Raw genomic sequence first — 12910 nt, forward strand, 5'->3', positions numbered from 1 at the left:
GACATCCGGGCCGGGTCGAATTCCCAGACCCGACACGGAGACCGCCGATGACCGCCGCCGCCGCCCTGCTGAACGACGATGCCGCCGTCGCCCGCCTGATGGCCTCGGCCGGCATCGCCGGATCCCCGGACGACCTGCGCACGACCCTGGCCAGGGTCGCGGCGTCGCCGGAGCCGTATCCGGCCGACGCCTGGCTCGGCCTGGTCGCCCCCGGCGCCGACGCCGAGACCGCGGCGACGCTGACCGCCCTGCGCGACGCCCTGCGGCCGGTCGAGCCGATGGCCGACCCGTCCCGGCTCGACCGGCTGCGCGAGGCGTTGGCCGAAGCCGGGGTCGACGGCTTCGTGCTGCCGCGGGCCGACGAGCACCAGGGCGAGTACATCCCGCCGGGCGGCGAGCGGCTGGCCTGGCTGACCGGATTCACCGGCTCGGCCGGCACGGTGGTGGTGCTGCCGGAGCGGGCGGCGCTGTTCGTCGACGGGCGCTACACCCTGCAGGCCGGCCAGCAGGTCGACGCCGGCCGCTGGGAGATCCATCACCTGATCCGGACCCCGCCGGGCGCCTTCATCGGCAAGCAGCTGTCCGGCCGCCGGCTCGGCTACGATCCCAGGCTGCATTCGGTGAATGCCGCCGTCCGGCTGCGCGACGCCGTGCGGGAGGCCGGCGGCACGCTGGTGGCGCTCGACCCGAACCCGGTCGACGGCATCTGGCGGGATCGGCCGCCGCCGCCGCTCGGCCGGGTGGAGATCCTTCCGGCCGCCGTGACCGGCCTCGACGCCGCCGCCAAGCGCGCCCTGGTCGCCGAGACGCTGGCCGCGCGCGACGCCGGGGTGGCAGTGCTGAACCAGCCGGAGTCGGTGGCCTGGCTGCTCAACATCCGCGGCCGCGACGTTCCCTACACCCCGCTGCCGCTGTGCTACGCCACGGTGGCGCGCGACGGCTCGGTCGCGCTGTTCCTGGATCCGGCGAAGTGCGATCCCGAGACCCGGGCCGCGCTCGGAAACCAGGTCAGCCTGCGGCCGTTCGAGGCGATCGGCGAGGCGCTGGACGCCCTCGGCCGGGACGGTGCCAGCGTGGCCCTCGATCCGGACAGCGCCAGCGAGTGGCTGCATCAGCGGCTGTCGGAGGCAGGCGCCACCGTCGTCGCCGGCGAGGATCCGTGCATCCGGCCACGGGCCCGCAAGAACGCGGTCGAGATCGCCGGCACCCGGGCGGCGCATGTCCGCGATGCCGCCGCCGTGGTGCGGTTCCTGAAGTGGATCGACGACAGCGCGCCCGGCGGCGGGGTCACCGAGGCCGAGGCCGCCGGCGAACTCGAGCGCTTCCGCTCGGCCGGCGACCGCTGGCGCGGCCCGAGCTTCGCGACGATCTCGGGCGCCGGCCCGAACGGTGCGATCGTGCACTACCGGGTGACGCCGGAGACCGACCGGCCGCTGGAGGACGGCACCCTCTACCTCGTCGATTCCGGCGCGCAGTACCTGGACGGCACCACCGACATCACCCGCACGGTGGCGGTCGGCACCCCGACCCAGGAGATGCGCGAGCGCTTCACCCTGGTGCTGAAGGGCCACATCGCGATCGCCACCGCCCGCTTCCCGGCCGGCACCACCGGCGGCCAGCTCGACGCGCTCGCCCGGCAGTATCTATGGAAGGAGGGGCTCGACTTCGACCACGGCACCGGCCACGGGGTCGGCTGCTTCCTGGGCGTGCACGAGGGCCCTCAGCGCATCTCCGCAACCGGCCGCGCGGTCATCGAGGCCGGGATGATCATTTCCAACGAGCCCGGCTACTACAAGCCGGAGGCCTACGGCATCCGGATCGAGAACCTGCTGCTGGCGGTCGAGTCGGAGCCGGCCCGCGACACCGGCCGGGCGATGCTGGCGTTCGAGACCCTGACCTACGCGCCGATCGACCGCCGACTGGTCGAGCCGTCGCTGCTGAGCTTCGAGGAGCAGGCATGGCTGGACGCCTACCACGCCGCCGTGCGCCGCCGGGTGGCGCCGGGGCTGGACGCCGCGGAGCGCGAGTGGCTGGAGGCCGCGGCGGCGCCGATCGGGATGTGAGGCGGGCTAATCGTCCTTCTTGCGGCGGTCGGGCCGGGTGCCCAGCGGAACGGCCCGGTGACGCCGGTCGGGCCCGACATAGTCCTCTGACCGTATGAACTGCCGCGGGTCGTTCATCACCAGGGTGATCTTGCGCTTCAGCTCGTCGATCGACACCGGCTTGGCGACGAACGCGTTCACCCCGGCATCCCGGGCCTCCAGCACCGTCGTCCGGTCGGTGTGGGCGGTGAGCAGGATCACCGGCGTGTGCGGGCTCGGCGAATCGCGGTGAGTGCGCAGGCGGCGGGTGAAGGTGATCCCGTCCATCGGCTCCATCATGACGTCGCACACGACGATGTCCGGCCGGAAGTCCTGGGCCACGTTGAGCGCCTCCTGCCCGTTTCGGGCGCGTCCGATATGTCCGATCCCGACGCCCTCGAGCATGGCGACGATCAGGTCCCGCATGGCCTGATCGTCCTCGACGATCAGCGCGCGCATCCGACCGAAGTCGATTTCCTTCATGTTACGCTCCGTTCCGGATCAGTCGCCGCCGACGATACCCGAGCCTGGAAGCTAGCACTCAGTTCGCTCGCTGCAACGGCTGTGCGTTCCACCGCATCCTCGATCAACGGGGTGGCGGCCCGGGCGGCATCGACGCTGCCGCAGGCCGCCTCGGCGGCGCGGGCGATCGCCTCGAGCCGGGCGGCGCCGAAATTGGCGGCCAGCCCCTTCATGGTATGCGCGGCCCGCCGGGCGGTCGACAGGTCGCCGGCCTCGAGGGCCGCCCGATATTCGTCGAGCCGCCGCCGGACCTCGGCCGGCAGCATCCCGAGCATGCCGGCGACCCGGTGCGGGGGCAGCACGCCCAGCCCCCCCTCGACCCTCTCGCGGTCGAACAGCGGCAGCCCGTCCAGCGTCGTCCCGAGGGGCGGCGGCACCGGTACCGGGGCCACCGTCGCAAGGCCGGCAGCGGCCGGCTCGCCCCGCACGACCCGCGCGAGCGTCCGGTGCAGGAGGCGCCAGTCGACCGGCTTGGTCAGCAGCGCATTCACACCGGCGTCCAGGTAAATCTGCCGGTGTTCCGGCATCGCGTCGGCGGTCAGGGCGATGATCGGCACCTCGCCCGGCTCTCCCGGCAGGGTCCGGATCGCCCGGGTGGCCTCCATGCCGTCCATGACGGGCATCTGCATGTCCATGAGGATCACGTCGTAGTCGACCCGCACCGCCGCGCGCAAGGCCTCGCTGCCGTCGACCGCCTCGTCCACCCGGTGCCCCGACTGGGCCAGCACCTTCGAGACCAGCATGCGGTTCACATCGTTGTCCTCGGCCAGCAGGATTCGCAGCGGCGGGACCGGCCCGTCGTCGACCTCCGGGACATCCGGCTCGCCGCGCGGCGGGACCGCTGCGACCCGGACGAGGACGCTGAACCGGAAGGTGGCGCCCCGGCCGGGCACGCTCTCGACGGCGATCTCGCCCCCCATGCCCTCGACCAGCCGGCGCGAGATGGCCAGCCCCAGCCCGGTACCGCCGAACCGCCGGGTCGTGCTGGTGTCGCCCTGCTCGAAGGCCTGGAACAGGTTCTGCTGGACCTCGGGATCAATGCCCTGCCCGGTATCCGAGACCCGTCCCTGCAGCCGGACCGTCCCCTCAGGTCCTTCGGTCGCCGACAGTTCGACGGCGATACCGCCGGCGGCGGTGAACTTGATGGCGTTGGAGACCAGGTTCGAGAGGATCTGCTTGATCCGCAACGGATCGCCGCGGACCCAGGACGGCACCGACGGCCGGACATCGGCCGCCAGAAGGAGCCCCTTGGCGGATGCCTGCGGCTGGAACAGGCCGGCCACGTCCCGCACCACCCGCACCGGGTCGAACACGATCTCCTCGATCTGGACCTTGCCGGCTTCCAGCTTCGAATAGTCGAGAATATCGTTCAGCAGCGCCAGCAGGGTTTCGGCCGAGTCCCGCATGGTGTGCACGAAGGCCTGCTGCTCGCTCTCCAGCGGCGTCCGCGAGATCAGCTCGATCATGCCGAGCAGCCCGGTCATCGGGGTCCGCAACTCGTGGCTCATCATCGCCAGGAACCGCGACTTCGCCGCACCGGCCTCCTCGGCCCGGCGGCGCGCCGCGTCGATCTGGCCCGCCAGGTCACGCAGCGACCGGGCCTGGTCCTCGAGGGCGTCGTGCGCGGTCCGCAGGTCGTGCTCGGTCCGGACCCGCTCTGTGATGTCGGCGCGGATGCCGACATAGCCGCCCTCGCGCGTCCGGTACTCCGCCACCATCAGCACGCGGCCGTCCGAGAGCGTCTGGAGGACCGACTGCTCCGGCGGGTCGCGATGGATCCGCAGTCGCTCGGCGACCCACTCCTCCTCCCGCCCGATCGCCGCCGGGAACTGCCCGGCCAGGGCGGAGTCCCGAACGATGTCCTCGAATCGCCGACCGATCCGAATGAAGCCCGAGCTGTCGCCGTACATCGTTCGGTAGGTCTCGTTGCACAGCACCAGAACGTCGTCGGCGTCGTACAGCGCGAAGCCCTCGGACATCGACTCCAGCGCATCGCTGAGCCGCTGCTCGAACTCGGCGGCACGGGCCTGCGCCGAGCGCTCGGCGGTAACGTCCCGGAACAGGGTCAGATAGCCGCCGTCCGCCATCGAACGGCCGACGACCGCGTAGACCGACCCGTCGTCGTTGCGCCATTCGAAGTCCGCGGAATCCCGCCGGGCGATGTGCGCGAACATCTCCTGCATGCCGGTCTTCGTCGACGGCACGCCCCGCAGCGCGTCCTTGGCGACGCCCAGCAGCGTCCGGCCCCGCTCCATCCGGCCCGGATCGATGCCGACCAGTTCCGTATAGGCCCGGTTCCAGGCGACCAGTCGATTCTCGCGATCGAACGCGACCAGCGGATTGGGCATGGTATCGAGGGTGACCTGAAGAACCGCCGACGTCTCCGCCAGCTCCGATTCCATGTCCTTGCGGTCGGTGATGTCGACCCGCGTGCTGATCGTGTAGCCGCTCGGCGTCCGGTTCTCGCGGATCAGGTACCAGTGGCCGTTCCACAGCCGGCGCTCGGGCATCTGGCGGCCGGTCTTGCGGTCGTCCATCCGCTCGCGGACATAGCCCTCGGGGTCCTCGCTGGCCCGGCCGCTCACATAGACATTGTTCCGCAGGCTGATCCGCAGCACCTCCTCGAAGGTCATGCCGCGCAGGTTGGATTCGTTCCCGAGATAGGGATACAGCTCGAAGAACTTGCGGTTGGCGACCACGAACCGGTCGCTCTCGTCGTAGACCGAGATCGAATCCTGCACGACGTCGATGGCTTCCCGCAGGATGCGCAGCGACCGGTCCCGCTCGGCCAGGGCCTGCTCGCGGGCCCGCTGCTCGGTGACGTCCTGCAGCACCCCCACAACCGCGGTCGCCCGGCCGTCCGGGCCGCGTTCCGCAGTGCCGCGCCCGACCACCCAGCGGGTCTCGCCGGACGGCCGCAAGATGCGCGCCTCGAAGGCGAGATCGCCGCCGTCATGGATCGCCCCGAACACCGCAGCCTTGACCCTGGCGCGGTCGTCCGGGTGATACAGCGCCAGGGCCAATCCGGAGTCGAGCGTCAGCACGCCCGGGTCGACGCCGTGGATCCGATAGACTTCGTCCGACCAGGTGTGGCGGTCTCCCGGCACCTCGATCCGCCAGTGCCCGACCCGGGCCATATCCTCCGCGAGCTCGATCAGCGGCCGCCGGGTGCGCTCGGGCGCCGGGCGCAGGATCTGGACGATCCCGGTCACCCTGCCGGTGGCGTCGACGACCGGCGACGCCGTGACGTCGACCGACAGCACACGGCCCAGCCTGTCGACCCGCTCCGCCCGGAACCGTGCCGGGCGCCCGTTCAGGACGCCGGCCGGCCACCCGTCCGGATCGTCGGCCGGCTCGACCAGCGAACGCGGGGCGCCGAGGGCATCCGCGGCGGAATGGCCGAACAGCCTTGCGGCGGCCGGGTTCCACGCAACGATCCGGTGGTCGGTATCGACCGCCACCACCGCATCGTCGAGGCAATCGACCAGCATCGACATGTCGGCGTCCGTCGGCGCGACATCGTCGGTACGGGTCGACGCGCCCATGACGTTCCTCCACGCTCAGCGGGCGATCAGTGTATCGCCGGGAGCGGTGCCCGTCGAACCCGTCCCGCCGATCAGTTGCCGGGAACGCCGTAGTGCCCGTCGATGAAGCTGAGGTCGATGAACGACATCGGTTCCAGGTCGGCCTCGACCAGGCCTTCCTTCTTCATCCAGGCGACCTGCCCGAGCAGCTGGTCGACCTTGAGCCGGCCGTCCGGATCGATGAACGGCGAGCCCTTGTAGATCGCGTCCGGCGACGCCTTGGTGTAGGTCTCGAGGATCGGAAGCAGCGCCTCCGCCGCCGGCCCGAAGCTTCGCTTGCCCGACCCGTCGAGGGCGTTGAAGGCGTCGTGATAATCCTTCGCCGCCTTGCGATATGCCCGCACGAACGCCTCGACCATCGGGCGACGCTCCGTGACGTTCCTGGTCGAGGTGAACAAGCCGCCGAGCTGCCAGGGCGTGTGCTCGTGCACCCAGCCGATCAGCTTGGCGTTGCCGTCGCCGACCAGCTTGGCGACGATGTGGGCCGGCAGGGCAACCGCGTCGACCTGGCCGCCCTTGATGGCGGCGATCATGTTCGGAACCGACTGCAGCGGCTTCAGGGCCACAGCATCATCCGCCCAGCCGTATTTGTCCCGCAGCAGGCCGGCCATGTAGTGCATGGTCGAGCCGACCTGGGTCATGCCCATGCTGTGGCCCGGCAGATCCTTTATCGACTTGAGCCCGGCCTCGTAGGCCTGGTTCGAGGCGATGAAGCCGACGAAGTCGAAGCCCGGCTCCTCGCGGCTCTGCGCACCGATCACCTTGAGGGCGCCCTTGGCGGCGAGGTTGAAGAAGCCGGCGGTGAACCCGGTCACCCCGAAGTCGCAGTCGCCGGACGCGATGCCCACGGCGACCGGCTGGGCGGCGCGGAAGAACTTCAGCTCGGCATCCAGCCCCTCGGCCGCGTAGTACCCCTTGTCGGCCGCGATGAACAGCGGTGCCGACGACACGAATGTCAGCGCGCAGATGACGACCTTCTCGGCCGCCACGGCCGGGGCGCCGGCCATGACCGCGAGCGCCGCACCCAGGGCGGCCCCTTTCAGCTTCCGAAGCATTGCTCTCCCTCGTCCCATGCGGGCGGTGGTCCGCCCCTTGCGGCCAGTCTAGCCGGGCCGGGCGCTCGCCGTCACTGTTCCACAGACGAACCCGGAAGCCGGTTCAACGGCCCTCGAAGAACGCCTTGATCAGCGGCAGCGCTTCCGGCGGCTCGACGTCCACATCGTGGCCGATTCTCTCCAGGATCGCGTCGAAGGCGGCAATCCGGGCACTGGACTTGTCGTTGGCGTCGATCGTCACCCACGGCGCCGCCGGCGGCGAGCAGTACTTCCGCATATCGTCGTAGGCCTTGCTGTAGTCGTCCCATCTGGCGCGGTTGCGGAGGTCCTCCTCCGTCAGCTTCCAGCGCTTGGTGGGATCCTCGAAGCGGTCCCGGAACCGCTCGAACTGGGTCTTCATGGAGATGTCCAGGAACAGCTTGACCAGCCGGGTCCCCTCCTCCGTGAGCATGCGCTCGAACTGGTTGATCTCGTCGTAGCCGCGCCGCCACGCCGCCTCGTCCGTCAGCCGTTCGACGCGCTCCACGAGTACCCGGCCGTACCAGGACCGGTCGAACACCGCGATCTCGCCGGCCCGCGGCACCCGTCGCCAGAACCGCTGCATCCAGTGCTCGCGGCGCTCGCCGTCGGCCGGCGCGCCGATCGACCACACGCGCAGGGCCCGCGGGTCGGTCGCCCAGGCGATCCGCCGGATGATCCCGCCCTTGCCCGCGGCATCCCAGCCTTCCAGGACCACCACCGCCGAGCGCCGCTGGCGGGTATAGGCGCGCTGCAGCATGACCAGATGGTGCTGCCGCTCGGTCAGGGCGTCTTCGTACGCCTTGCGCTTCAAGGGCGCCTCCGCGCGACCCACCGGCGGGCAGGCTCAGAACGTCTCAAAGTTCGACGTGTTCAGACTGGCCGTGGTGACCCCGACCAGCGTGATGGTGTTCGAACTCCCGAGGTCGATCACGGCGTTCCCGTTTACATCGCTGGTCGCGAGCAGGGCGGACTGGGCACTGTTGATCGAGCTGCCGTTCAACCCGTTCTGGATGCGCACGATGTCCTCGGCGGTGCTGAAGCCGCTGATGGTGTCGCTGCTGCCGGCGCTGGTGAACTGGAAGCGGTCGATGCCGCCGCCGCCGATCAGCGTGTCGGCCCCCGCCCCGCCGTCGAGGGTGTCCGCCCCGAGATTCCCGAACAGCCGGTCGGCCCCGTCGCCGCCGCTCAGGGTGTCGTCGCCCTGGCCGCCGTACAGGGTGTCGTTGCCGATCCCACCAAAGACGGTGTCGGCGCCCTGGTTGCCGTATACGACATCGTTGCCGGTGCTGGCCGTTATCAGGTCGTCACCGATATTGCCGAACAACAGATCGGTGCCGTCACCGCCGGTCAGCGTGTCATTGCCCTGGCCGCCGTACAGCACGTCGATTCCGGTCCCGCCACGGATCAGGTCGCCGTCCATGTTTCCGTAGATCAGATCGTTGTCGCCGCCGCCGTACAGGATGTCGGCGCCGTTGCCGCCGAACAGCGTGTTATCGCCACCGCTGCCGGTGATGACGTCGTCGCCCCCGAACCCATAGATGAGGTCGGCGAGTTCGGTACCGTTGAGCAACTCGCTGAGGTCGGAACCGCCGATGTTGGCCATGGCCTACTCCCCCGGATCGGATCATTCCGATATCGAGCATAGCCAGTCCCAGCGGATCGCGCCAACCGGATGTCCCGGTCTACAAGCTCCAGTAGTGCCGATCGGGCGATATCTCGGCAGGGTCCAGCGCCGATGTCACGTCGACCAGCAGGCCGCCGGGACGCACCCGCTGCCCCAGCGCGACCGGACCGTCGGCCAGGAACGCCCGGTGCGGGTTCGCCAGGATCAGGGCGTCGAGATCGACAAGCATTGCGGGCTCGACGATCTCCAGGCCGAGTTCGCGCCGCGCGGTCGCCGGGTCGACCAGGGGATCGGCGGCCAGCAGGACGGCGCCGAGATCGCGCAGCGCGCGTCCTATCACCGGCGCCTGGCTGTTGCGGGCATCCGACACGTTCTCCTTGAACGCCAAGCCCATCAGTCCGATCCGGGCGCCGGCGACCGCGATGCCCGCGGTCGACAGCCGGACCACGATCTTCTGGGCAACCCGGTCGGCCATGCCGTCGTTGAGCCGGCGGGCCGCCCGGATCAGTTCCGGGTAGTAGCCGTGCGCCTCGGCCTTGGCGATCAGATAGTAGGGATCGACGCCGATGCAGTGGCCGCCGACCAGGCCGGGCCGGTACGGCGCGAAGTTCCACTTGGTGCGGGCCGCCGCCAGCACGTCCTCGGTGCGCAGGCCCAGGCGGTCGTAGATCAGGGCCAACTCGTTCATCAGCGCGATGTTGACGTCGCGCTGGACGTTCTCGGTGATCTTCGATGCCTCGGCGACCCGGATCGACGGGGCCAGATGCAGGCCGGCCGGCACCACCGGGGCGTACAGCGCCGCCACCCGGTCGAGGGTGTCGGCGTCCTCGCCGGACACCACCTTGACCACGTCGGCGATGCCGTGGCCCGGGTCGCCCGGATTGATCCGCTCAGGCGAGTAGCCGAGCACGAAGCCGCTGCCCTGCGCGAGGCCGGACGCCGCCGCCAGCCGGGGACCGAACACCTCTTCGGTGGCGCCCGGATGGACCGTCGATTCGACCACCACCAGCGCGCCGGGCCGCAGCACCGGCCCGATCAGGTCGGCGGCCGCCAGCAACGGTGCCAGGTCGGGCCGGCGGTCGCCGTCGATCGGGGTCGGGACCGCCACCACGAACGCCTCGCACCCGGCCAGGCCGGCAGGGTCGGCGGTGAAGCCGAGCCCGGCCGGCAGGCCGATCGCGGGATGCTCCGGGTCGTTGCGGTCGATGCCGCGGGCGAGGTCGGCGACCCGGTCGGCGTCGACGTCGAAGCCGACCACCTTGCGGCCCGCCTCGGCGAAGGCGAGTGCCAGCGGAAGCCCGACATAGCCGAGGCCGACGACGGCGACGGTCCGGTCGCGGGGGGCGCCGGGCATCAGTCGGGGCTCCGGGCGAAGCGGTCGAGCGCCGCGATGGTCTCGGACGGCCGGAAGCCCAGGCCCTCCGCCACCACCGTGTCGATCGTGAAGGAGCCGCGCGGCGCCACGACCTCCTCCAGATGGGCATCGAGACCGAGCCCGGCGGCGATCGTCGCCACCGCCGCACGGACCGGGATCGGCGCCCGGCAGGCCACCGGCACGGCCGTGAAACGCGGCAGCGGCTCGGGGGCGAGCAGCAGCGCCGTGACCCAGCTGGCCAGGTCGTCGACATGGACCACGTTGTTGAACGGACCGTCGGCGTTATAGACCCGCACGGTCTCGCCGCGCCGGATCCGCCCGACCACCTGGACCGGCCAGTTGCGGTCCGCGCCCGGGCCGATCACCGCCGGCAGCCGGATCGCGAGCCCGGGGATGCCCGACGCCGCCAGCACGCTCTCGCCCATCAGCTTGGAGACCCCGTAGGGGTCGGGATCGCGGATCGGCGTCCCGGGGTCCAGGCTGCGCTCGCGGACGCTGCCGTGGACCGACAGGCTGGACAGGTAGACGAAGCGCCCGACTCCGGCCTGTTTGGCGGCGGCGACCAGGCGGGCGCTGGCCAGGGCGTTGTCGCGGATCAGGACGTCGGCCGGCACCGCGTCGGCGCGGCCGGTCGGGGTCGAGGTGGCGGCGGCGTGCACCACCGCGTCGAGCCCGGCCGGCAGCGACTCGAGTTCGGCCAGATCGCCGGGCCAGTCGGTGACCGCCGTCGCGGCCGCCAGGTCGTCGGGCAGCGGCGTGGACCGGCGGTGGGCGATCACCTCGCAGCCGGCGGCGACCAGATGCCGGGCGACGGTCCGCCCGGAGAAGCCCGCCGCACCGGTGACCAGGACCCGCGGCATGCCGGTCAGCCGCGCACGGCCGCCAGGATGCGATCCGGCGATAGGCCGTGGGCTGCCAGGATGTCCTCGTGGCTGCCGTAGCAGTGCACGAACTCGTCCTTCAGGGTGAAGGTGTCGAGCCGGCACTCGGCCCGGATGTCCCAGGCGATCTGCTTGGTCTGCGGCGCCAGCCCGCCCTGCGGGACATGCTCCTCGATGACGATGACCTGGCTGTGACGGCGCAGCAGCTCGGCGATGCCGTCGCGATCCAGCGGCTTCAGGGTGTGGCAGACCGCCAGCGACACCGACTTGCCGTCGGCGGCCAGTGCGTCGGCCACCTGGCCCGCCATCCTGGTGATCACGCCGTAGGACAGCACAGCCACGTCGCTGCCCTTGCGCAGGTAGCGCAGCTTGCCGAACTCCCACGGGTCGCTGTCCGGGCCGGTCAGGGTCGGCTCGCCGGCCTTGCCGAAGCGGAAATACACCGGGCCGCCGGTCTTGCGGTTGACCAGCCACTTGGTGGCCTCGGTCGCCTCGACCGGGTCGCAGGGGGCGATGATCGACATGTTCGGGATCGACCCGGCGATCGCGATGTCCTCCTGGGCGTAGTGGGTGCCGCCCAGGGTCGAATAGATGACACCGCCGCCGATGCCGACCACGGTGACCGGCAGGTTCTGGTAGCCGAGATCGTCGCGGACCATCTCGTAGGGCCGGTACAGCGAGAACGTGGCGATGGTGTAGGCGAAGGGCAGCATGCCCTTGAGCGCCAGGCCGGCGCAGATGCCGATCATCGACTGCTCGGCCACCCCGACGTTGATGAACCGCTCGGGAAACTCCTCGCGGAACTTGGCCATCGAGCCGACCGGCGAGATGTCCGAGACCACGATGTGGACGCGCGGGTCGTCCTTGGCGAGCCCGTAGAGGACCTCTCCGAAGGTGTTCCTCACGACGCGATCTCCTTCAGCTCGTCGAGCGCCTGCCGGTACTCGTCCGGGTTCGGCGCCCGGTAGTGCCAGATCGGCACGCTCTCCATGTAGCTCACGCCGCGGCCCTTCACGGTCTTGGCGACCAGGAAGAACGGCCGGTCGCCCTTGCGCGCCGCGACCGCCTCGTAGACCGCGCCGGCGTCGTGGCCGTTGACCTCGACCGACTCCCAGCCGAACGCCTCCAGCTTCTCGACCAGCGGGTAGAAGCTGGGATGCGTCTCGGAGGTGCGGCCGAGCGACTGGAAGTCGTTGTTGTCGACCACCGCGACCAGGTTGGTCAGGCCCAGGGTCGAGCCCATCAGGATCGCCTCCCAGGTCGAGCCTTCCTGCAGCTCGCCGTCGGAGAGCACGCAGTACACCATGCCCGGCGCCCTGCCCTTGCCGGCGATGTTGCGCTCGGCGACCGCCATGCCGACCGCCATCGACAGGCCGTGGCCGAGCGAGCCGGTCGAGGCCTCGATGCCCGGATTGCCGTAGTCCGGGTGGGCGCCGAGGATGCCGTCGGGCGTGCAGTAGGCATCCAGGTCCGAGGTCGGCAGCACGCCGATGTCCTCGAGGATCACGTACTGCGCCATGCAGCCGTGGCCCTTCGACATCAGGAAGGTGTCCGGCGACTTGTCCGCCCCCGCCGCCGCCGGGCGCATCAGGCCGTGGTAGCAGGCGTCGGAGATCTCCAGGCAGGAGAACGCCGGGGCGATGTGCAGGGCGCCGACCTTCTGCGAGATGTCGAGGATGCGGCGACGGTACCGCATGCAGCGCCGGCGCGATTCCCCGACGTCGAAGCGGTTGTGGCCCGGTTGCGCCATGGAGTGCACGGTCATCG

General features: G+C 70.8%; 10 protein-coding genes. 1 reads left to right on the top strand and 9 read right to left on the bottom strand.

Annotated features, from left to right (window positions below):
- Nucleotides 1-47: 47 nt before the first annotated feature.
- Nucleotides 48-2063: an aminopeptidase P family protein gene (locus RIC31_RS05050; RefSeq protein WP_350103770.1), complete on the top strand. Its 2016-nt coding sequence runs from the start codon at nt 48-50 to the stop codon at nt 2061-2063.
- 6 nt (nt 2064-2069) lie between these two features.
- Here RIC31_RS05050 and RIC31_RS05055 read toward each other — a convergent pair whose 3' ends face one another.
- The 9 genes from RIC31_RS05055 to RIC31_RS05095 form a co-directional block, all read right to left on the bottom strand.
- The gene (locus RIC31_RS05055; protein WP_350103772.1) at nt 2070-2564 is read right to left on the bottom strand and encodes a response regulator; all 495 of its coding nucleotides are present in this window, start codon (nt 2562-2564) and stop codon (nt 2070-2072) included.
- Nucleotides 2561-6148, bottom strand: coding sequence for a PAS-domain containing protein (locus tag RIC31_RS05060; protein WP_350103776.1), 3588 nt, complete (start codon nt 6146-6148; stop codon nt 2561-2563). The genes RIC31_RS05055 and RIC31_RS05060 overlap by 4 nt, the downstream gene beginning before the upstream one ends.
- Nucleotides 6149-6219: 71 nt before the next feature.
- Nucleotides 6220-7242 carry an ABC transporter substrate-binding protein gene (locus RIC31_RS05065; RefSeq protein WP_350103779.1) on the bottom strand — a complete coding sequence of 341 codons (1023 nt, stop codon included), beginning with the start codon at nt 7240-7242 and terminating at the stop codon, nt 6220-6222.
- Between the two features lie 103 nt (nt 7243-7345).
- Nucleotides 7346-8074, bottom strand: a complete 729-nt coding sequence (locus RIC31_RS05070) for a polyphosphate kinase 2 family protein (protein ID WP_350103781.1) — start codon at nt 8072-8074, stop codon at nt 7346-7348.
- Nucleotides 8075-8107: 33 nt separating this feature from the next.
- Nucleotides 8108-8866: a calcium-binding protein gene (locus RIC31_RS05075; protein ID WP_350103784.1), complete on the bottom strand. Its 759-nt coding sequence runs from the start codon at nt 8864-8866 to the stop codon at nt 8108-8110.
- A 79-nt stretch (nt 8867-8945) separates the two neighbouring features.
- The gene (locus tag RIC31_RS05080) at nt 8946-10241 is read right to left on the bottom strand and encodes a nucleotide sugar dehydrogenase (RefSeq protein ID WP_350103787.1); all 1296 of its coding nucleotides are present in this window, start codon (nt 10239-10241) and stop codon (nt 8946-8948) included.
- Nucleotides 10241-11122, bottom strand: a complete 882-nt coding sequence (locus RIC31_RS05085) for an NAD-dependent epimerase/dehydratase family protein (RefSeq protein WP_350103789.1) — start codon at nt 11120-11122, stop codon at nt 10241-10243. The genes RIC31_RS05080 and RIC31_RS05085 overlap by 1 nt, the downstream gene beginning before the upstream one ends.
- Nucleotides 11123-11127: 5 nt before the next feature.
- Entirely contained in the window at nt 11128-12048 is a 921-nt protein-coding gene (locus tag RIC31_RS05090) for a transketolase family protein (protein ID WP_350103791.1), read from the bottom strand.
- Nucleotides 12045-12908 (bottom strand): transketolase, encoded by an 864-nt coding sequence (locus RIC31_RS05095; protein ID WP_350103793.1) that lies wholly within the window; start codon nt 12906-12908, stop codon nt 12045-12047. The genes RIC31_RS05090 and RIC31_RS05095 overlap by 4 nt, the downstream gene beginning before the upstream one ends.
- Between the last annotated feature and the right edge of the window lie 2 nt (nt 12909-12910).

Source organism: Thalassobaculum sp., from assembly GCF_040219615.1.
Lineage (GTDB): Bacteria > Pseudomonadota > Alphaproteobacteria > Thalassobaculales > Thalassobaculaceae > Thalassobaculum_A.

Coding starts and splice junctions, on each gene's coding strand:
- RIC31_RS05075 (WP_350103784.1), bottom strand. CDS start 8,866: ATGGCCAACATCGGCGGTTCCGACCTCAGCGAGTTGCTCAACGGTACC.
- RIC31_RS05085 (WP_350103789.1), bottom strand. CDS start 11,122: ATGCCGCGGGTCCTGGTCACCGGTGCGGCGGGCTTCTCCGGGCGGACC.
- RIC31_RS05060 (WP_350103776.1), bottom strand. CDS start 6,148: ATGGGCGCGTCGACCCGTACCGACGATGTCGCGCCGACGGACGCCGAC.
- RIC31_RS05065 (WP_350103779.1), bottom strand. CDS start 7,242: ATGCTTCGGAAGCTGAAAGGGGCCGCCCTGGGTGCGGCGCTCGCGGTC.
- RIC31_RS05095 (WP_350103793.1), bottom strand. CDS start 12,908: ATGACCGTGCACTCCATGGCGCAACCGGGCCACAACCGCTTCGACGTC.
- RIC31_RS05055 (WP_350103772.1), bottom strand. CDS start 2,564: ATGAAGGAAATCGACTTCGGTCGGATGCGCGCGCTGATCGTCGAGGAC.
- RIC31_RS05080 (WP_350103787.1), bottom strand. CDS start 10,241: ATGCCCGGCGCCCCCCGCGACCGGACCGTCGCCGTCGTCGGCCTCGGC.
- RIC31_RS05050 (WP_350103770.1), top strand. CDS start 48: ATGACCGCCGCCGCCGCCCTGCTGAACGACGATGCCGCCGTCGCCCGC.